Source organism: Alsobacter soli, from assembly GCF_003004785.1.
In the GTDB taxonomy this organism is placed as follows: Bacteria; Pseudomonadota; Alphaproteobacteria; order Rhizobiales; family Beijerinckiaceae; genus Alsobacter; species Alsobacter soli.
In genome coordinates, this window is record NZ_PVZS01000019.1 from 55,569 (window position 1) to 74,044 (window position 18,476).

Genomic DNA, 18,476 nt, shown 5'->3' on the forward strand with positions numbered 1-18,476 from the left:
CAATGAACGCAGGATCAGGCGTCCGCGGCCTTGAAGAGGCCGACCCGCAGGTCCTTGGCCTCGTAGATACGGCGGCCGTCCGCCTCCAGCCAGCCGTCGGCCACGCCGAGGACGAGCTTGGAGCGGAACACGCGCTTCAGGTCCACGCCGTAGACCACCTTCTTGACGCTCGGAAGCACCTGGTCGGCGAACTTCACCTCGCCCACGCCCAGCGCCCGCCCGCGGCCTTCCGCGCCGGTCCAGCCGAGGAAAAAGCCGCACAGCTGCCAGAGCGCGTCCAGGCCCAGGCAGCCCGGCATCACCGGGTCGCCCTTGAAGTGGCACGGGAAGAACCAGAGGTCGGGACGAATCTCGAGTTCCGCGCGGACGAAGCCCTTGCCGTTCGGGCCGCCCGTCTCGCTGATTTCCGAGATGCGGTCGAACATCAGCATCGGGGGAAGCGGCAGCTGGGCGTTGCCAGGTCCGAACATCTCGCCGCGTCCGCAGGCGAGAAGGTCCTCGTATTCGTAGCTCGACCGCTGCTGCATGTCCCCGAAGGGCTCCGTTCCCGTCATGAAAAAGGAGGGCGGCGCCCTGCGGCGCGCCCGTTTGCGGGAGCGTTGGTATCACAGAGGCCTGAACATCGAAAGCCGGAACCGCCTTTCCGGTTCACCCCGTCCGATGTCTTTCGACTAGGCATTTCCCACGGGTTGCAGCGCTCCCCTGGCGTTCCTATGATAATGATACGCAACAGCAGACAGCTCTCACCTGATGACGGAACTGAACCGATCCGCCTCCCGCCCGGGCGTCACCACCATCGTGCAGCCGCGCGCCCCGCAGGCCGGGGCGCTCTCTGGCGTCGCGCCGGGCTGGCCGAACCAGAGCGGATGCCTGTTCCATGACCTGCGCGGCAAGCTGCGCCAGGCGGGGCTGCGCCCGACCCGGCAGCGGGTCGGCCTCGGGTGGCTGCTGTTTTCGAAGGGCGACCGCCATCTCACGGCCGAGCAACTGTACGAGGAGGCCACCAAGGCCCGCGTGCCGGTCTCGCTGGCGACGATCTACAACACCCTTCACCAGTTCACGGAAGCGGGCCTGCTGCGCGAGGTCGCGGTCGAGGGCGCCAAGACCTACTTCGACACGAACGTCAGCAACCACCATCACTTTTTCGTGGAAGGCGAGAACACCCTCCACGACATCGAAGGCGACCAGGTCAAGGTCGCCTCCCTGCCCGAGCCTCCGGAAGGCATGGAGATCGCCCGCGTGGACGTGATCGTGCGCCTGCGCAAGAAGAAGGCCCGCTGATCGGGCTCCAAGATGCTGTCTTGATCGGCCGGGCCATTCCCGGCCGTTTTGCTGTTCGCCTAGGCGCTCACTCCACCTTCTCGCTGGGGTAGACTCCCCAGAGCTTGTCCTGCGGCAGCCAGCCGTCGAAGCCCTGGCCGATCAGCCGGCACCAGCGCCCGTCACAGCTCTTCAGGTTCGCGAGCACGCCGGGCTGCAGCTGTGCGACCACGGCCGACTTGGCGTCCGGCTTGTCGTAGAGGGGCAGGGGTCCCTGCTTCCACCAGGGCGCCACCAGGCCCGTGCGACGCCCGGAGAGGAGGCTGTGCAGCACCCACCCTTCGGCGCCCTCGGAATCGCGGATACGCCGCCATGTCTCCGATTCGGCCGTGATCTCGACGGGCAGCCCGGCCCGCTGGAACACCCAGCTGGTTCGATGGTCCTTGGAGGGGCCCTCGCGCAGGTTCACCCGGTCGGACTTGAGGCTGACGAAGCGTGGCACGGGCAGGCCCGAAGCGCTTCCGAGGATGGTGCCGTCGGCGGCCTTCGCGCCCAGCGTGAGCAGGCAGGAGAAGGCCAGGACGAGGCCCCGGAGGGAGACGAAGGGAGAAGACGCGCGCATGTGTTAAGCCGCTCGGTCTCAATCTTTTGTCCCGGCTGGCGGGAATTGTCTTTCCCTAAGCGTCTCGCTAGACAGAGAGGAGGCCTCGGCGGCGCATCGGGGTGGTTCGGTTGTCCCCCCGGCGTCGTTAACGGATGATGAAGATGCCCGCTCTGGTTGGTGCGGGCCGTGCGGGTGGGGGTAACGTCGGTATGAGCAAGAAGAAGCCGCTCGTCGTCGTGACGCGAAAGCTTCCCGACGTCGTCGAAACGCGGATGCGCGAACTCTTCGACGCTCGCCTGAACGTCAACGACGCCCCGATGTCGCCCGGCGAACTTGTCGAGGCGGTGAAGACCGCGGACGTCCTCGTCCCCACCATCACGGACAAGATCGACTCGTCCCTGCTGGCCCAGGCCGGCGAGAACCTCCGGCTCATCGCCAACTTCGGAAACGGCGTCGACAACATCGACGTCCAGACGGCGCTGTCGCGCGGCATCACGGTCACCAATACGCCCGGCGTCCTCACCGAGGACACCGCCGACATGTGCATGGCGCTGATCCTCGCGGTCGCCCGGCGGGTGGCCGAGGGCGCGCGTGTGATCCCGGAGGAGACCTGGAACGGCTGGTCGCCGACCTGGATGCTGGGTCACCGCATCACGGGCAAGCGCCTGGGCATCGTCGGCATGGGCCGCATCGGCCAGGCGCTGGCGCGCCGCGCCAAGGCGTTCGGCCTGCAGGTGCACTACCACAACCGCCGCCGCGTCTCGCCCGCCATCGAGGAGGCGCTCGAGGCCACCTACTGGGACTCGCTCGACCAGATGCTGGCCCGCATGGACGTGGTCTCGGTCAACTGCCCCCACACGCCCGCGACCTACCACCTGCTCTCGGCGCGCCGCCTGAAGCTGATGAAGCCCGACTCCATCCTGGTGAACACGGCCCGCGGCGAGATCATCGACGAGAACGCGCTGACCCGGATGCTGGAGGCCAACGAGATCGCCGGCGCGGGCCTCGACGTGTTCGAGCACGAGCCCGCCATTTCGCCCCGCATGCTCAAGCTGGCCCGCCAGCACCGCATCGTGGTGCTGCCCCACATGGGCTCGGCCACCATCGAGGGCCGCATCGACATGGGCGAGAAGGTCATCGTCAACATCAAGACCTTCATGGACGGCCACCGCCCGCCGGACCGCGTCCTGCCCTCGATGCTCTGAAGACGCCGCAAGCGTCATTTGGAGCGACGTCCCGGCCGTCCACGCTTGCGTCGCCTCGCCAATGCCCGGGACATACCTGCGGACGACGCGACGAGGTGATTTCGCTCAGACGGCCAGCCCCTCGAGCCGGCCCGGCAGTTGCGCGATGGCCTCGCGGTCAGCGTTCGCGAACGCGACCCGAAGATGCCCGTCCTGGCCCGCCCCGAAGAATCCGCCCGGCAAGGCGAGCACGCCACGCTCCTGCGCCAGCTTGCGCGCCACCGCGGGGGCGGCGACGCCCGCGAACGGGTGCGCCACATAGGCGAAATAGGCCCCGATCGAGTCCACCCGCCACCCCGGCAATCTCTGGAACGCCGCCCGGAACGCGTCGGCGCGGGCAGTGATCTCCAGCCGGTTCGCTTCCCGCCACTCAGCCAAGGCCGGGATGGCCCAGGCGAGCGCCGTCTGCCCCGCCCGGGCAGGGCAGATCTGGATGCAGTCCAGCACCTTGCCGATCTCGGCGATCACGCCTTCGGCGGCCGTCACCGCGCCCAGCCGGTGCCCCGGGATGCAGTAGGACTTTGAGAAGCTGTAGAGCCCGATCACGGTGTCGCGCCATTGCGGGTCGGCGAACAACCCGTGCGGGCGGCCGGGCGTCTGGAGGAAGTCCCGGTAGGTCTCGTCCACGACGAGCCAGATGCCCCGCCGGCGGCACAGCGCCGCGAAGCGCTCAAGCGTCTCCGGCGGATACACCGCCCCGGTGGGGTTGTTGGGCGTGATCAGCAGGATGGCTTTGACGCGACCGTCGATGAGGGCTTCGGCCGCCTCGGGGTCCGGAACGAACCCCGCTTCCGCCGCGCAGGGCAGGGGCCGGGCCTCGACGCCCAGCATCCGGCACGTCATCTCGTGGTTGAAGTACCACGGCGAGGGCAGCAGCACGGCGTCGCCGGCCTTGGCCAGCGCCATGAGGGCGATCACGAAGGCCTGGTTGCAACCCGCCGTGATGGCGGTCTCCGTCGGGCGGATCGCCGCGCCGTACAGCTCGGATTGGTGGGCCGCGTAGGCCTCGCGCAGCTCCATGTCACCGAAGATCGAGCCGTAGCCGGCCGACCGCACATCCCCCGCCGTAGCGGCCAGGCGGGCCAGCATCTCGGGGTGAGGCGGGTAGCCCGGAACAGCCTGCGAAAGGTCGATCAACGGGCCGCGGGCGCCCTCATACGCCCGGGCCCATGCCTGGGCCTCAGGAATGGGAGGCGTTCCGGTGTCGACCAGATTCGGATTGAGGGCAGGCATGAGTCGGTCCTGAGCGCGGCCTTGCGCCCGCGCCCCCATTCCTACAGGCTTCGCCGCGACGGTCCAGCATATCGCGCCGGTTCCGCGCGAAGCGGCAGGAGATGAGATCCTTGAACGACGAAAAGCTGAACGCCCTTCGTGAGAAATACGGCGCGGCCCGGGGCGGGGACATCTACGATCCCGAATTCGCCAAGGTGGCGGCCGGCCAATTCCAGGGTGACCGCCGCAAATGGCCTTTCGCCGACCCGGCGACCTTCATGGGCGCGCCCTTCCGGCCGCAGGCGCTCGACGAGAACTTCGCCGGCCTGGACGTCGCGGTGGTGGGCGTCCCCATGGACCTCGGCGTCACCAACCGGGCGGGCGCCCGCCTCGGCCCGCGCGCCGTGCGCGCCGTCGAGCGAATCGGGCCTTTCGAGCACGTCCTGCGCCGCGCGCCCTTGCAGCGCCTCCGGGTCGCCGACGTGGGCGACGTGCCGTTCCGCAGCCGCTACAGCCTCGAGAGCTGCCACGAGGACATCGCAGCCTACTACAGCAAGATCGTGGAGGCGGGCGTGATCCCGCTCTCCGTGGGGGGCGACCACTCGATCAGCCAGTCCATCCTCAAGGCCGTGGGCCGCGGCCGGCCTGTCGGCATGGTCCACATCGACGCGCATGCGGATACGTCCGGCCCCTACGAGGGCTCCAAGTTCCACCATGGCGGCCCTTTCCGCCAGGCGGTGCTGGACGGCGTGCTCGACCCCGAGCGCGTCATCCAGATCGGCATCCGGGGCGGCGCGGAGTACCTGTGGGAGTTCTCCTTCGACTCCGGCATGACCGTGATCCACGCGGAGGAGTTCGCCGCCATGGGACCTGAGGCGGTGATCGCCAAGGCCCGCGAAGTGGTCGGCGACGGCCCGACCTACGTCAGCTTCGACGTGGACAGCCTCGATCCGGCCTTCGCCCCCGGCACCGGGACGCCCGAAGTGGGCGGCCTGACGCCGCGCGAGGCGTTGCAGGTGCTGCGGGGGCTCAAGGGGATCGATGTGGTCGGAGGCGACGTGGTCGAGGTCGCGCCTCAGTACGACGGCACCACCAACACCGCCCATGCGGGCGCGCAGGTGCTCTTCACCATCCTGTCGCTCATCGACATTGCGCACGAGGCGCGGCAAGCGCGCCGGTGACGCGACCGTGCCATGCGCGGCGCGATCTTCTGCGCCGCAGCATCGGCCTTATCTTCGCGACCTCCCCGACCTTGAACCGGGTTTCTGAACCATGTCTCTGCTTTTCTCTCCCCTTGCGCTTGGGAACGTCGAACTGCCGAACCGCATCGCGATCGCGCCCATGTGCCAGTATTCGGCCATGGATGGTTGCGCCAGCGACTGGCACCTCCAGCACTGGATGAACCTCGCCATGTCCGGCGCGGGCCTCGTCACCATCGAGGCGACAGCCGTGGAGCGCCACGGACGCATCACCCATGGCGACCTCGGCCTCTACTCCGACGATAACGAGCGCACGATGGCCCGCGCCTTGGCCGCCGCTCGGGCCGTCGCTCTTCCCGGGACGAAGTTCGCCGTCCAGCTCGCGCACGCCGGCCGCAAGGCCTCCACCCAGATCCCCTGGCAGGGCGGCGGCCCTCTCAAGGCGGACGAGGATCCCTGGCAGACCGTGGCGCCGTCCGCCGTGCCCTTCGCCGAAGGCTGGCACGTGCCGAAGGCCGCCGACGCCCATGACCTCGACCGCATCGAGGCCGCCTTCGTGCAGGCCGCGAAGCGCACGGCCCGGCTCGGCATCGAGGTCATCGAGCTTCATTTCGCCCATGGCTACCTGGGCCACGAGTTCCAGTCGCCCTTCTCCAACCAGCGCACGGACGCCTACGGCGGCACGCCGGAGAAGCGCCGCGCCTTCCTGCTGCGCATCGCCAAGGCCGTGAAGGCGGTCGTGCCGGACACGATGGCGGTCGGCGCCCGCATCACCGGCTCAGACTGGGCTGAGGGGGGCGTCACGCCGGACGATGCGGCGGCGCTCGCCTCCGAGCTCAAGGCGCTCGGCCTCGTGTTCGTGGACGTCACCTCCGGCGGCAACGTGTCGACGGCCCGGATCGCGGTCGGCCCCGGCTACCAGGTGCCCTTCGCCGCCGAGGTCAAGAAGCGCTCGGGCGTCACCACCCGGGCCGTTGGCATGATCGCCACGGCCCAGCAGGCGGAGGAGATCCTCCAGAGCGGCGCGGCCGACCAGATCGCCATCGCCCGCGCCGTGCTGGACAACCCGCGCTGGGGCTGGCACGCCGCCGAGGCGCTCGGCGCCGAGCTGGCGCTTCCGCCGCAATACCTGCGCGCGGGCGCGAAGCTGTGGCCCGGCGCGAAGCTCGCCCGTCCCGCCTGAGAGCCCTGAGCGACCCGGCCGGTCACACGGGCCGGCCGGTCACCCCCTGCTCATCGCGCAGATTGAAAAGAAGCAACTCGAAGTTGCAGAGCGGCTGCTATAGGAAGCAGCGGCCGGCGCCCGCCGAGCTCGGGCTTCAGGAGCACCGATGTCCTTCGATCGCTCGCAGCCGGTGCTGGTTATCGACGACAGTCCGGTCATGACGCGCATCCTGCGCGAACTGCTGCGCCAGATCGGCTTCCGGGACGTGGATATCGCGAACGCTCCGCAGGCCGGGCTGGCGAAGCTGGTCGAGCGCCGCTACGGCCTGGTCATCTGCGACTGGTTCATGCCCCCGTATACCGGGGCTGACCTGAAGGCGGCCATGCGGCAGCGGGCCGATCTCGCCACCATTCCGGTGCTTCTGATCACCGCTCAGGCCGACAAGGTCGACGCCGGCCGCTCCGGGGTGGACCTGGAGAGCATGGCGGTGAAGCCCTTCAACGCCGCCACGCTCGCGGCCAAGATCGACGCGCTCGCGCCCTGAGCGCGGGGCGCTCAGCCCAGCTCGCGCAGGTCCGCACGCTTCAGCATCACCCCGGCCATAAGCCCCGCCGCGGCGAGCACGAGCGCGCACAGCGCCGTGGCCGGCTTCGCCCCGACGGCGTGGTAGCCGGCCCCGAACAGGGGCGGCGCCAGCGCCTGGCCGATGAAGAAGAAAAACGCATGCAGCGCGATGGCGGAGCCGCGGGCCGTGGGGGCAAGCTCGGTCGCCCGGTTCTGGAGCGAGTTGTGCAGCATGAAGAAGCCGAAGCCCACGGCCGTGAAGCACGCCAGCAAGCCGGTCCAGTGGCCCGCATAGCCGACCCCAAGCAGGCCGGCTGCCCCGAGCAGGCCGCCGGCCCGCATCAGCCCGTACACGGGAAAACGCCGGAGCAGGAACGGCACGGACAGGGAGAACAGCACGCCGCCGATCCCGATTCCCGCGATGGAGAGGCCTGCCTCCGTCGCGCCGCCGCCGCCACGGGCCTGCAGCAGCTCCGGCACGAATGGCAGAAGGCCGTAGATGGCCACCCCTTCGGCGAACACCGCCCCATAGCAGACCTTGGCGCGGGGGTTCGAGAACACCAGCCGATAGCGCTCCGCCGCGTCTGAGAGGCTGAACCGCCCCGGATGGGCGGCCAGCCCATGCGCGGGCAGGCCCAGGAAGGCGCCCACCAGCGCCAGGAAGGCCGCGCCCGCCGTGAGCCCCATGGCGCCTCGCCAGCCGACCCAGTCCGCCATGGCGCCAGACGCCGTCACGCCCACGAGCTGGCCGATCAGCGCGGCCGCGAGAAAGCGCGAGATCGCGACCTGCCGGCGCTCGAACGGGAAGGAGTCGCCCACCATGGCGAGCGCCAGCGGGATCACGCCGCCCGCCGCAAGGCCGGCCACGACGCGGCTGGCGAACAGCAGCTCGAGCGTGTGCGCGAAGCATCCGGCCCCAAGCGCCAGCGCGAAGATCACCACGCAGACCCGCAGCACCGTCGCCTTGCTGAACGCGTCCCCGAGCGGCCCGAGCACGGGCTGCCCGAGCCCATAAGGGAGAGCGTAGCAGGAGGAGAGCAGGGCCACCGTGGCCACCGGGGCCCCGAACGAGCCCGCGATCGCGTTGACCATGGGATCGGTGGAGCGCGCCGCGAACGAGCTTGCGAAGCCGCACAGGCCGAGGATGGCGAGCAGCTGGGTTTCACGCCTGGCGTCGAGCATGAGGCTTCCGGCGGCGCTGCCCGACTCGGCTGGGCGGCGCCGCTCGCCCGGGCTCACGGTCTCCATCCGTCCTGCCCCCGTCAACAGACGTGCGGACGGGCCTGTTTTGCGCCTCGCGCGGCTCTCTTGCGCGCCTGTGGGGAGAGCGCTAGGTGTTTGGGCATCTCTCGTCGGGGTGCCGTCTCATGCGGAGGCGGCTGAGAGGCGTTCCGCCAACCCGTCGAACCTGATCCGGCTCGCACCGGCGGAGGGAACGTGAGATGGGCCGCGATCTCCAGCCAGCTTCCCCTTCAGGCAGCCCCCGTCTCAGGGGCGTCGACCCCTTGTCGCTGGTGGGATTGCTCGCCGCCCTCGCCCTGTGGGAGGCCTGCGGACGGTTCTTCGCGGTGCCTGCCTATGTTCTCCCTGTCCCGAGCCGGATCGCGACGACGCTCGTCCAGCGCTGGTCCGTGATCGCCCCGGAGGCGCTCGTCACCCTGGGCGAGATCCTGTGCGGCTTCGCCGTGGGCGCAGGCCTGGGCCTCGTGACCGCCCTCGCCATGTCGCGCTGGCGCGCCCTGGAGCGCTTGCTGGGCCCGCTGCTGGTGGTCAGCCAGGCCCTGCCGGTGTTCGCCATCGCCCCCGTGCTGGTGGTCTGGTTCGGTTTCGGCCTCGCCTCGAAGGTCGCCATGGCGACGGTGATCATCTTCTTCCCCGTGGCGGCGAACGCGCTGGACGGCCTGCGCCGAACCGATCCAGGCTTGGTCGAGCTGGCCCGGCTCTATGGCGCGAGCCCGCGCCAGACCCTCTTCCTGATCCGAGGCCCCGCGGCCCTGCCTGCCGTCGCCACCGGCCTGCGCATCGCCGCCGCAGCGGCGCCCATCGGAGCGGTCGTGGGCGAGTGGGTCGGGTCTTCGGCCGGCCTCGGCCTCCTGATCCTGCACGCCAACGCCCGGTCGCAGACCGACATGGTCTTCGCCGCTCTGGCTGTGCTGGCCGCCCTCTCCGTCACGCTCTGGACCATTGTCGACCGCCTCTTGCGCCGGCTGGTGCGGTGGGCGCCCGACACCCTCGATCACGCTGCGCCTGGCGCAGCCGCCTGAACATCGCCGCCGAAAGGACCACGACCCATGCGTCTCCTCTCCCTCGCGCTCGCCGCCGCGCTCGCCGCCGCCGCGCTGGCGGGCCCCGCCCACGCCCAGACGGCGCCCGCCGACAAGCTGACGGTCCTGCTGGACTGGTTCGTGAATCCCGACCACGCCGCCCTCGTGGTCGCCAAGGAGAAGGGCTACTTCGCCAAGGCCGGCCTCGACGTGACCCTGGTCGAGCCCGCCGACCCGTCCGCCCCGCCACGCCTCGTCGGCGCCGACCAGGGCGACATCGCGATCACCTACCAGCCCAACCTCTACCAGCAGGTGCAGGAAGGCCTCCCCGTCACCCGCGTGGGCGCCGCAGTCGCCACCCCGTTGAACAGCCTGGTCGTGCTCGCGGACGGACCGATCAAGTCCATCGCCGACCTCAAGGGCAGGACGGTGGGCTACTCCATCGCCGGCTTCGAGGAGGCGCTCCTGTCCACCATGCTGGGGGAGGCCGGCCTGAAGCTCTCGGACGTAAAGCTGGTCAACGTGAACTTCGCCCTGACCCCGGCCTTGATGGCCGGCCAGGTCGACGCCGTGATCGGCGCCTTCCGCAACTTCGAGCTCACCGAGCTCAGGCTCGCCGGCAAGCCCGGCCGCGCCTTCTTCCCGGAGGAGCACGGCGTCCCGCCCTATGACGAGCTGATCTACATCGTGAAGCAGGACCGCGCCGCCGACCCCAAGGTGAAGCGCTTCCTGGACGCAGTCGAGCAGGCGACGCTCTCCATCCTGAACGACCCGGACAGCGCCTGGGCCGCCTTCGTGAAGGCGAACCCCAAGCTGGACGACGAACTCAACAAGACCGCCTGGGCCGACACCCTGAAGCGCCTCGCCGCGAGCCCCGCCGCCTTGGACGGCGCCCGCTACGCCCGCTTCGCCCAGTTCATGAAGGACCGCGGCCTCATCGACGCGATCCAGCCCGTCTCCCGCTACGCCGTGGCGCGTTGAGCAGGACGCCCCATTCAGAGGACCATGCCGTGACCGCCAAGACGCCCATCGCCGTCACCATCGCGGGCTCCGATTCCGGCGGCGGGGCCGGGATCCAGGCCGACCTGAAGAGCTTCTCGGCGCTGGGCGTCTATGGCGCCACGGTGATCACCGCCCTCACCGCCCAGAACACCCTGGGCGTGCAGGGCATCCACGACGTGCCGGCCGGCTTCGTCGCCCGGCAGTTCGACTCCGTGTTCTCCGACCTTGCCGTGGACGCCGCCAAGATCGGCATGCTGTCCCAGGTGCCGGTGATCGAGGCCGTCGCCGCCGGCCTCGACCGCTACGCGGTCGGCACGGTCGTGCTCGACCCCGTCATGGTGGCGACCAGCGGCGACCGGCTGATCGCGCCCGATGCGGTGGACGCCCTGCGGAACCTGCTCATTCCACGAGCGGCCCTGATCACGCCCAATCTCCACGAGTCGGCCGCCCTGCTGGACGATCCGGCTGTCGCCCGGGACGAGGACGCCATGCGCCGGCAGGGCGAAGCCCTTCTCCAGCGCGGCGCCAAGGCCGTGCTGATGAAGGGCGGCCACCAGGAGGGCGCCCGCAGCGTGGACCTCCTGGTCGAGCCGTCGGGCGTAACCCGCTTCGTGGGGCCGCGGATCGAGACGAACAACACCCACGGAACCGGCTGCTCCCTGTCCGCCGCCATCGCGGCGGGGCTCGCGAAGGGCCAGTCCCTTGCAGCCTCGATCGGCGACGCGAAGGAGTGGCTCACCGGCGCGCTCGAGGCGTCGAGGACCCTCGCCATTGGCCACGGCCACGGGCCGGTGCACCACTTTCACCGCTGGTGGTGAGGCGGGGAGGCGGGCCGCATGGCCCGCATGCCGCAATCCGGCTGGCGCCGGGGGCGGCAGGGTGACACAAGGAGGCGCTCGCCGACGCGAATCCGTCGCGCACGCAGGCTAGTCTTCTCGCCAGGTCCCCGGTCCCCGCCCGCCGATGCAGGAAACCCAACACCCGCGCGTGATGACCGGCATCGGCCTGGCTGTGGCCGGCTACGCCTGCTTCAGCGTCCAGGACGCCATCGTGAAGTGGCTCGTGCAGGACCTCCCGGTCTTCGAGATCCTCTTCGTCCGCAGCCTCATGATCATGCTGTTCGCCGGCATGCTGGCCGGCCCGGGCGTCTACGGGGCCGCCATCCGCAGCCGCGCCAAGCCGGCGCTCCTGGTGCGCGGCGTGCTGATCCTGGCGGCCTGGCTGTCCTACTACTCCGCCGCCAAGTGGCTGCCCTTGGCGGAACTGGTCACCCTCTACTTCGCCGCGCCGATCTTCGTGATGATCCTGTCGATCCTGATCCTGAAGGAGAAGGTCACGCTCGCCCGCTGGCTCGCGGCTGGGGTCGGCTTCGCCGGCGTGGCGCTCGCCGCCGACCCGACCGGAACGGTCGACTTCATTCCCGCCGCCATGGTGGTCGCCTCGGCCTTCCTGTGGGCCTGGACCAACGTGCTCGTGCGCATCATCAGCCGCACGGAGGCGACCGCGACCCAGATGATCGCCTCCAATTTCATCTTCGCCCTGGGCTGCGCCTGCGCATTGCCCTTCCTGTGGGTGACGCCGACGTGGCAGCAGGCCGCCCTGCTGCTCGGACTGGGTCTCGCCGGCGGCGCCGGCCAGTACCTCGTGTTCGAGGGCTTCCGCTACGCGCCGGCCTCGGCGGTGGCCCCTTTCGAGTACTCAGCCCTCGTGTGGGCCTTTGTGTACGGCTACGCGATCTGGGGCGATGTCCCGAAGCTCGCCGTGGTCGCGGGCGCCAGCCTCATCATCGCCAGCGGCGTCGGCCTGCTGATCGCCGAGCGCCGACGGGCCGCATAGACGCTACTCGACCCGAAAGCTCTTCGGATCCCATGTCACCTTGGGATATTGCGGGTTCATGTCTTCCAGGGTCTTGCGAACGATGGCGGAGATGGCGGCGTTGCGCGCCCACTTGTGATCCGCCGGAATGACCCGCCAGGGCGCATGGTCGGTGGAGCAGTTCTCCAGCATCAGTTCATAGGCGGCCTGGAACTCGTCCCAGAGCTTGCGGTCGTCCAGGTCGCCGGGGTTGAACTTCCAGTGCTTCTTGGGGTCGTCGAGGCGCTCCTGCAGCCGCTCGCGCTGCTCCTTCTTGGAGATGTTCAGCATGAACTTGAGAATGGTGACGCCGTTCTCCGTCAGCATCTTCTCGAAGGCGTTGATCTGGTCGTAGCGCTTGTCGATGTCCTTGGCCGGCGCGAGCTTGTGCACCTTGACCACCAGCACGTCCTCGTAGTGCGAGCGGTTGAAGATCCCGATGGTGCCGCGCTTGGGCGCGGCCATGTGGGCGCGCCACAGGAAGTCATGCGCCATCTCCTCCTCGCTTGGCCGCCGGAAAGCCGTCACCGAGACGCCCAGCGGACCGGTCTGGTTGAACACGCCCCGCACCGTCCCGTCCTTGCCCGAGGTGTCCATGCCCTGCAGCACCACGAGCAGGGAGCGCTTGCCCTCCGCGTAGAGGCGGTCTTGGAGCCGGTCGATCTCCGCCGCGTCCTCCGCGAGCTGCGCTTTTGCGGCCTCCTCGCTCTTGAAGGCCGACGTGTCCGCCGGATCACGGTCCGCAAGCTTCGCCTTCTTGCCGGGCTTCACCAGATAATCGTCAGCCAACGCGACCTCCCCAGAGCATGTCGTGCTCCCATTGTGGAGCCCGCAGCCGAGGCGGCAAGCAGGAGCTTACGATCGGACGCGCTGCCGACGGCGGCCCGTGCGCGTCGGAACGGGGCGGGGCGGAAGGTCCGCGGCGGCGAGCCGCGCCGGAAGGGCGTCCATGATCGCCCGGCGCTGGGCTGACGTCATGTCCACCCATCGCGAGATTTCGTCGATGGTCCGGCCGCAGCCGACGCAAAGGCCTGCGGTGGGATCGATGACGCACACCTGGATGCAGGGGCTTTCGGTGATCTGCATGAGCTGGAGATTCGGACGCGGCTGAAACAGGACAAGGGCGGGGAGGCGTGACAATCTGGCCCGGATCGCTGTGGGTGCGCAACCCGGGTCCACCCCGCGCCGTTGAGGCGGCCTGCGCCCCGCCCCCGAACATCCGGACCAGCACCTCATGACAGCCGCCGAGATCGCCGAGACCATCGCCCCGGCCCCCGCCTTCGTGGCGCCGGCGCAGCCCGTCGGCCTCGCGCTCGCGCTGCTCGAGCAGGCCGCCGCGCAGCCGGGTGGCGTCCTGTTTATCGCCTCGGGCGAGCGACAGGCGGCCGAGATCGCGGACCTGGCCCAGGCCCTGGCGCCAGGGTGGGACGTGCTCAGGTGGCCGGCCTGGGACAGCTTGCCCTTTGACCTCGCCCCTCCCTCCGCGGCCGTGATGGGCCGGCGCGCCGCCACCCTGGGCCGCATGGCCGCCGGCGTGGAGCGCCCGCTCGTGGTCGCCACGGCCGAGGCCATGCTGCAGCGGACGCCCCGGCCCGACGCCTTCCGCGAGGCCGCCCTGACCCTGTCGGCGGGCGATCCCATCGACACTCAGGCGCTCGGGAAAAGCCTGGAGAGCCTCGGCTACTGGCTGGACGAGCGCATCGACGAAGCCGGCGAATTCGGCTTGCGGGGCGGCGTGGTCGACATCTTCCCAGCCGACGCCGACAGCCCTGTCCGACTGGACCACGCGGACGGGAGGATCACCGAGATCCGCCGGTTCGATCCCGTGACCCAGCGCACCGAGGAGGCGATCCCGTCCATCACGCTCGCCGCCGCCTCGGAGGCCTTCGCGGAGAACGGCCGGCAGGCGGATGGGGCAGAGGGGGCCCAGTCCGCCCGGGCGAGCTTCGCTCAGCGCGTGCTGGAGGCCCACGAGGACCTCGTCGCCCCGCGGGAGCTTTTTCCCGCGGCCCAGCTCGTCCTCGCGCCCGACGCGGAGGGCCGCGCTGACGCCTTTCTCGACATGGTCTCCGACGGCCGCGGCCGCCCGGGGGAAGCCCTTTACTTCGGCGCGGACGCCTGGGGAGCCCTGGTCGAGGGCGCCCTCCGGCTGGAGCGCATGCCGGAAGCGCAGTCCGATGTCCCCGCCTTCGCAGCAGAACGACTCCCGGCCGAAAGCGCCGCGCGCTTTCTGCGCAAGGAGCGTGACTCCGGCCGGACCGTCGTCTTGAGCGCACCGAACCGGACCTGGCTTCGCCGCCTCCGGCGGCTCGCCGAGGAGGCGCTCGGTCGCAGCGCCGAAGACATCGCCGGCTGGGAGCAGGCGAGGGCGGCCGACCCCGGCTCGCTCCTCGCGGTGGAGTCGGAGGCCGACGAGGGCCTTCGGTCGCCCGATGCCCCGATCACCCTGGTCACCGCCGCGGACGTGTTCGGCAGCCGCGCGCGCGCCAGCGCCCTGGCGACTCCCGCCGCCGTGGTGCTGGCCGGACCGGACCTGCGGTGCGGCGACGTGGTGGTGCATCGGGATCATGGCCTGGCCGTGCTCGAGACGGTGGAGACGATCGAGGCGCCGGGCGCGGGCCCTACCGAGACCATCCGCCTGCGCTTCGCTGGCGACGAGATCCTCATGGTCCCGGCCGACGAGGCGGGCCTCCTCTGGCGTTACGGGTCCGAGCCGGAGGCCGTCGCCCTGGACCGGCTGGGCGGCGAGGCCTGGGCGAAGCGCCGCCAGGAGATCGAAGCGGAACTGCGTGAGACGGCTGGCCGGATTGCGCGCCTCGCTCGCGAGCGCGCGGGCAAGACCGCGCCCAGGCTCGTGCCGCCGCGGGCGGCCTACGAGCGCTTCGCCTCGCGCTTCCCCTACGCGGAGACGCCCGACCAGGCGCGCGCCATCGAGGACACGCTCGCCGACCTCGCCTCGGGCCGTCCGATGGACCGCCTCGTGTGCGGCGATGTCGGCTTCGGCAAGACCGAGGTCGCCCTGCGCGCGGCCGCGGCCGCCGCTCTCGCCGGCAAGCAGGTGGCGGTGGCCGCGCCGACGACCGTGCTGGCCCGCCAGCACCTCGAGACGTTCCGGAAGCGCTTCGCCCGCATGGGGATCAGGGTCGAGGGCCTGTCCCGCTTCGTGACCGCCGCGGAAGCCCGCGCCGTGAAGGCGGGACTGAAGGACGGCTCCATCCGGGTCGCCATCGGCACGCACGCGCTGGCGTCCAAGGACGTCGCCTTCGAAGACCTCGGCCTGCTCATCGTCGACGAGGAGCAGCGCTTCGGCGCCAGGCAGAAGGCCGCGCTGGCGGCCCTGGGGGAGGGCGTCCATGTCCTCACCATGACGGCCACCCCGATCCCGCGCACTCTCCAGGCCGCCATGGCGGGGCTGCGCTCGCTGAGCGTCATCGCCACGCCACCGGCCGCCCGCGTCCCGGTGCGGTCCGTGGTGCAGCCGTTCGACCAGGTCTCCATCCGCGACGTCCTGCTGCGCGAGCGGCGGCGCGGTGGCCAGAGCTTCGTGGTCTGCCCCCGGGTGGAAGACATCGAGCCCATGCGCCGCCGCCTCGCCGAGCTCTGGCCGGAGGCCGAGGTCCTGGTGGCCCACGGCAAGATGAAGCCCGCCGAGATCGACGACTCGCTGATCCGCTTCGCCGACGGAGATGGCGACGTCCTGCTCGCCACCAACATCGTGGAGAGCGGCCTGGATATTCCGAACGCCAACACCATGGTGGTCTGGCGACCCGACCGCTTCGGCCTCGCCCAGCTGCACCAGCTGCGCGGGCGGGTGGGCCGGGGCCGCCGCCGGGGCGTGTTCATTCTGGCCACGGACCCGGCCGCCAAGCTCGGGTCCCACGCCCGCAAGCGCCTGGAGACCCTGGCGGCCCTCGACCGGCTGGGCGCGGGCTTCGCCATCAGCGCCCGCGACCTCGACCAGCGCGGGGCTGGGGACCTGCTGGGCGAAGACCAGAGCGGCCATGTCCGCCTGGTCGGGGCGGCGCTGTACCAGGACATGCTGGAGCGGGCCGTGAAAGCCGCGCGCGGCGAACCGGTCGAGGAGGACTGGGCGCCGGAGATCGGCATGGCGGCGCCGGGCGCGATCCCGGCCGACTACATCCCCGAGCCCGACGTCCGGCTGGAGCTCTATGTCAGGCTGGCCCGGGCCAGGATGGCCGGGGAGCTTTCCGCCCTCGCAGACGAGATCGAGGACCGCTTCGGCGAGCCCCCGGATTCCGTGGCCCTGCTGCTGGAGAAGGCCCGGCTGGCGGCGCGCTGCCGCGACCTGGACATCGCGCGGCTCGATCTGGGGCCCCAGGCCGTCGCGCTCGGGTTCCGCTCCGGCGAGGCGCCGCCACAGTGGCTGAACTGGGCCCTGAGCCGCGCCAAGGCCGGCGCGCCCGAATGGAAGCGCGGCCGGCTGATCTGGGCCGCGCCGTCCCCGGACGCAGCCGCGGAGCGCGCCCACGCGGAAAAGCTGCTCGCCTGGCTGGAGGACGCCCGCGACAAGGCCGAAGCCGCGGGCGCCTGAGCCGGCTCAGGCCGCCGCGGCCGCGAGCTGCTCGCGGATCATGCCGTGCAGCGCGTGCAGGTCCTTGGCGAACTGGCGGATGCCGTCGGCCAGCTTCTCCGTCGCCATCGGATCCTCGTTGAGCGCCCAGCGGAAGGAGGCCTCGTCCGTCGCGACCTTGTCGGGACCGCTGCGACCCGCCGTGTCGGGATCGAGCTTGCGCGGCAGCTCGCCCTGCGCCTCGGCCAGCTCCTTCAGGAGCGAGGGCGCGATGGTCAGCCGGTCGCAGCCGGCGAGCGCCTCGATCTCTCCGACGTTGCGGAAGGAGGCGCCCATGACCACGGTCTTGTAGCCGTGGCGCTTGTAGTAGGCGTAGATGCGGCGGACCGAGAGCACGCCCGGGTCCTCCTCCGCCGTGAAGGTGCGACCCTCCGCCTTGCTGTGCCAATCCAGGATGCGGCCCACGAAGGGCGAGATCAGGAAGGCTTTCGCCTCCGCCGCCGCCGCGGCCTGCACCAGCGAGAACAGCAGTGTCAGGTTGCAGTCGATGCCGTCGCGCTGCAGGATCTCCGCCGCCCGGATTCCCTCCCAGGTGGAGGCGATCTTGATCAGGATGCGGTCGCGCGAGACGCCGCGCTCCTCGTAGGCCTTGATGATGGCGCGCGCCTTGGCGACCGTGGCCTGCGTGTCGAAGGACAGGCTCGCGTCCACCTCGGTGGAGACGCGGCCGGGCACGATCTTGGTGAGCTCCGTCCCGAAGGTCACCGCGAGGCGGTCGGCCACCGCCGAGACCACGTCGTCGCCGGAGCCCTGCTTGCGACCCCAGGCGATCGCCTCCTCGAGGTAGCTCTTGTAGGCCGGCATGCTGGCGGCCTTGAGGATGAGGGTCGGGTTGGTGGTGCAGTCCGTCGGCTTGAACGCGCGGATGGATTCGATGTCGCCGGTGTCCGCCACCACCACGGTCATGGACTTGAGCTGGTCGAGCTTGGACGCCATGGCGTTTCTCCTGAACGTGCTTGCCGCTGCGCGGGCTGGCTTCCTATCATGCCGCGCCGCGAGCCGGAACCGGGCCTTTGCGCCCGAAGGCCCCCTGGGAGGACAACGAATGCTGAAGGGCCTGGATCCCCTTTTGGGACCGGAACTGCTTGCGACATTGCGCGCCATGGGCCATGGCGACGAACTCGCCATCGTGGACACCAATTTTCCGGCGGCCTCCCTGGGCCGGCCCGTGATCCGCCTGGACGGCGTCCCGGCCCCGCGCGTGCTCGACGCGGTGCTCTCCGTCATGCCGCTGGACGACTTCGTTCCCGAGTCGGCCTGGCGCATGGAGGTCGTGGGCGATCCGGAGGCCGAGATGCCGATCTTCTCGGAATTCCGTCACGCCATCGTCGCGCGCGAGAGCGCATCCTTTCGGCTGGGATCGCTGGAGCGTTTCGCCTTTTACGAGCGAGCCCGTCAGGCTTTCGCCGTGGTGGTCACGGGCGAGCAGCGGCTGTATGGCAACATCCTGCTCAAGAAGGGCGTGGTCCGTCCGGACTGATCCAGCGCTCAAAGGCCGACCCCCGCGGCCATCCCGA

The 18,476-nt window shown here is 70.5% G+C and carries 18 protein-coding genes and 1 riboswitch; of the genes, 11 read left to right on the top strand and 7 right to left on the bottom strand.

Annotated elements, in window-relative coordinates; translation table 11 throughout:
• Positions 1-14 precede the first annotated feature (14 nt).
• Complete coding sequence (gene fabA / locus SLNSH_RS16610) at positions 15-527, bottom strand: 3-hydroxyacyl-[acyl-carrier-protein] dehydratase FabA (protein ID WP_106338126.1); 513 nt, start codon at positions 525-527, stop codon at positions 15-17.
• A 223-nt stretch (positions 528-750) separates the two neighbouring features.
• Here fabA and irrA point away from each other — a divergent pair, with 223 nt between their 5' ends.
• Positions 751-1,281, top strand: a complete 531-nt coding sequence (irrA, locus tag SLNSH_RS16615) for an iron response transcriptional regulator IrrA (protein ID WP_106338127.1) — start codon at positions 751-753, stop codon at positions 1,279-1,281.
• Between the two features lie 67 nt (positions 1,282-1,348).
• Here irrA and SLNSH_RS16620 read toward each other — a convergent pair whose 3' ends face one another.
• Positions 1,349-1,882, bottom strand: a complete 534-nt coding sequence (locus SLNSH_RS16620; RefSeq protein WP_106338128.1) for an SH3 domain-containing protein — start codon at positions 1,880-1,882, stop codon at positions 1,349-1,351.
• 191 nt (positions 1,883-2,073) lie between these two features.
• On the opposite strand from SLNSH_RS16620, the gene SLNSH_RS16625 reads away from it, so the two are divergent.
• Complete coding sequence (locus SLNSH_RS16625; RefSeq protein ID WP_106338129.1) at positions 2,074-3,069, top strand: 2-hydroxyacid dehydrogenase; 996 nt, start codon at positions 2,074-2,076, stop codon at positions 3,067-3,069.
• A gap of 105 nt (positions 3,070-3,174) precedes the next feature.
• On the opposite strand, the gene SLNSH_RS16630 is transcribed toward SLNSH_RS16625, so the two are convergent.
• Positions 3,175-4,341: an aminotransferase gene (locus tag SLNSH_RS16630; RefSeq protein ID WP_106338130.1), complete on the bottom strand. Its 1,167-nt coding sequence runs from the start codon at positions 4,339-4,341 to the stop codon at positions 3,175-3,177.
• A 101-nt stretch (positions 4,342-4,442) separates the two neighbouring features.
• On the opposite strand from SLNSH_RS16630, the gene speB reads away from it, so the two are divergent.
• The 3 genes from speB (at position 4,443) to SLNSH_RS16645 (ending at position 7,228) form a co-directional block, all read left to right on the top strand.
• Entirely contained in the window at positions 4,443-5,501 is a 1,059-nt protein-coding gene (gene speB, locus SLNSH_RS16635; protein WP_106338131.1) for an agmatinase, read from the top strand.
• A 91-nt stretch (positions 5,502-5,592) separates the two neighbouring features.
• Positions 5,593-6,702: an NADH:flavin oxidoreductase/NADH oxidase gene (locus SLNSH_RS16640; protein WP_106338132.1), complete on the top strand. Its 1,110-nt coding sequence runs from the start codon at positions 5,593-5,595 to the stop codon at positions 6,700-6,702.
• Positions 6,703-6,850: 148 nt separating this feature from the next.
• The gene (locus SLNSH_RS16645) at positions 6,851-7,228 is read left to right on the top strand and encodes a response regulator (protein WP_106338133.1); all 378 of its coding nucleotides are present in this window, start codon (positions 6,851-6,853) and stop codon (positions 7,226-7,228) included.
• A gap of 11 nt (positions 7,229-7,239) precedes the next feature.
• Here the strand turns inward: SLNSH_RS16645 and SLNSH_RS16650 are convergent, their stop codons facing one another.
• Positions 7,240-8,496, bottom strand: a complete 1,257-nt coding sequence (locus SLNSH_RS16650; RefSeq protein WP_245422388.1) for an MFS transporter — start codon at positions 8,494-8,496, stop codon at positions 7,240-7,242.
• A 95-nt stretch (positions 8,497-8,591) separates the two neighbouring features.
• Positions 8,592-8,700, top strand: a riboswitch (TPP riboswitch).
• Here SLNSH_RS16650 and SLNSH_RS16655 point away from each other — a divergent pair.
• The 4 genes from SLNSH_RS16655 to SLNSH_RS16670 all read left to right on the top strand — a co-directional run bounded on the left by SLNSH_RS16655 (position 8,691) and on the right by SLNSH_RS16670 (position 12,350).
• A complete protein-coding gene (locus tag SLNSH_RS16655; protein WP_106338134.1) occupies positions 8,691-9,512 on the top strand; it encodes an ABC transporter permease in 822 nt (273 codons plus the stop codon). Its footprint overlaps the riboswitch before it by 10 nt.
• Before the next feature lie 27 nt (positions 9,513-9,539).
• Positions 9,540-10,493 carry an ABC transporter substrate-binding protein gene (locus tag SLNSH_RS16660; RefSeq protein ID WP_106338135.1) on the top strand — a complete coding sequence of 318 codons (954 nt, stop codon included), beginning with the start codon at positions 9,540-9,542 and terminating at the stop codon, positions 10,491-10,493.
• 29 nt (positions 10,494-10,522) lie between these two features.
• The gene (gene thiD, locus SLNSH_RS16665; RefSeq protein ID WP_106338136.1) at positions 10,523-11,332 is read left to right on the top strand and encodes a bifunctional hydroxymethylpyrimidine kinase/phosphomethylpyrimidine kinase; all 810 of its coding nucleotides are present in this window, start codon (positions 10,523-10,525) and stop codon (positions 11,330-11,332) included.
• 145 nt (positions 11,333-11,477) lie between these two features.
• Positions 11,478-12,350 (top strand): DMT family transporter, encoded by an 873-nt coding sequence (locus tag SLNSH_RS16670; protein WP_106338137.1) that lies wholly within the window; start codon positions 11,478-11,480, stop codon positions 12,348-12,350.
• 3 nt (positions 12,351-12,353) lie between these two features.
• Here the strand turns inward: SLNSH_RS16670 and SLNSH_RS16675 are convergent, their stop codons facing one another.
• Together SLNSH_RS16675 and SLNSH_RS16680 are read right to left on the bottom strand one after the other, a co-directional pair.
• Complete coding sequence (locus tag SLNSH_RS16675) at positions 12,354-13,157, bottom strand: polyphosphate kinase 2 family protein (RefSeq protein WP_106338138.1); 804 nt, start codon at positions 13,155-13,157, stop codon at positions 12,354-12,356.
• 66 nt (positions 13,158-13,223) lie between these two features.
• Positions 13,224-13,454, bottom strand: a complete 231-nt coding sequence (locus SLNSH_RS16680; RefSeq protein ID WP_106338139.1) for a DUF1289 domain-containing protein — start codon at positions 13,452-13,454, stop codon at positions 13,224-13,226.
• 148 nt (positions 13,455-13,602) lie between these two features.
• On the opposite strand from SLNSH_RS16680, the gene SLNSH_RS16685 reads away from it, so the two are divergent.
• Complete coding sequence (locus tag SLNSH_RS16685; RefSeq protein ID WP_106338140.1) at positions 13,603-16,920, top strand: DEAD/DEAH box helicase; 3,318 nt, start codon at positions 13,603-13,605, stop codon at positions 16,918-16,920.
• A 6-nt stretch (positions 16,921-16,926) separates the two neighbouring features.
• Here SLNSH_RS16685 and tal read toward each other — a convergent pair whose 3' ends face one another.
• Complete coding sequence (gene tal / locus SLNSH_RS16690) at positions 16,927-17,895, bottom strand: transaldolase (RefSeq protein ID WP_106338141.1); 969 nt, start codon at positions 17,893-17,895, stop codon at positions 16,927-16,929.
• Positions 17,896-18,004: 109 nt separating this feature from the next.
• Between tal and SLNSH_RS16695 the strand changes: the two genes are divergently transcribed.
• On the top strand, positions 18,005-18,439 hold the full coding sequence (locus tag SLNSH_RS16695) for an RbsD/FucU family protein (RefSeq protein ID WP_106338142.1): 435 nt from the start codon (positions 18,005-18,007) through the stop codon (positions 18,437-18,439).
• Positions 18,440-18,476 lie beyond the last annotated feature (37 nt).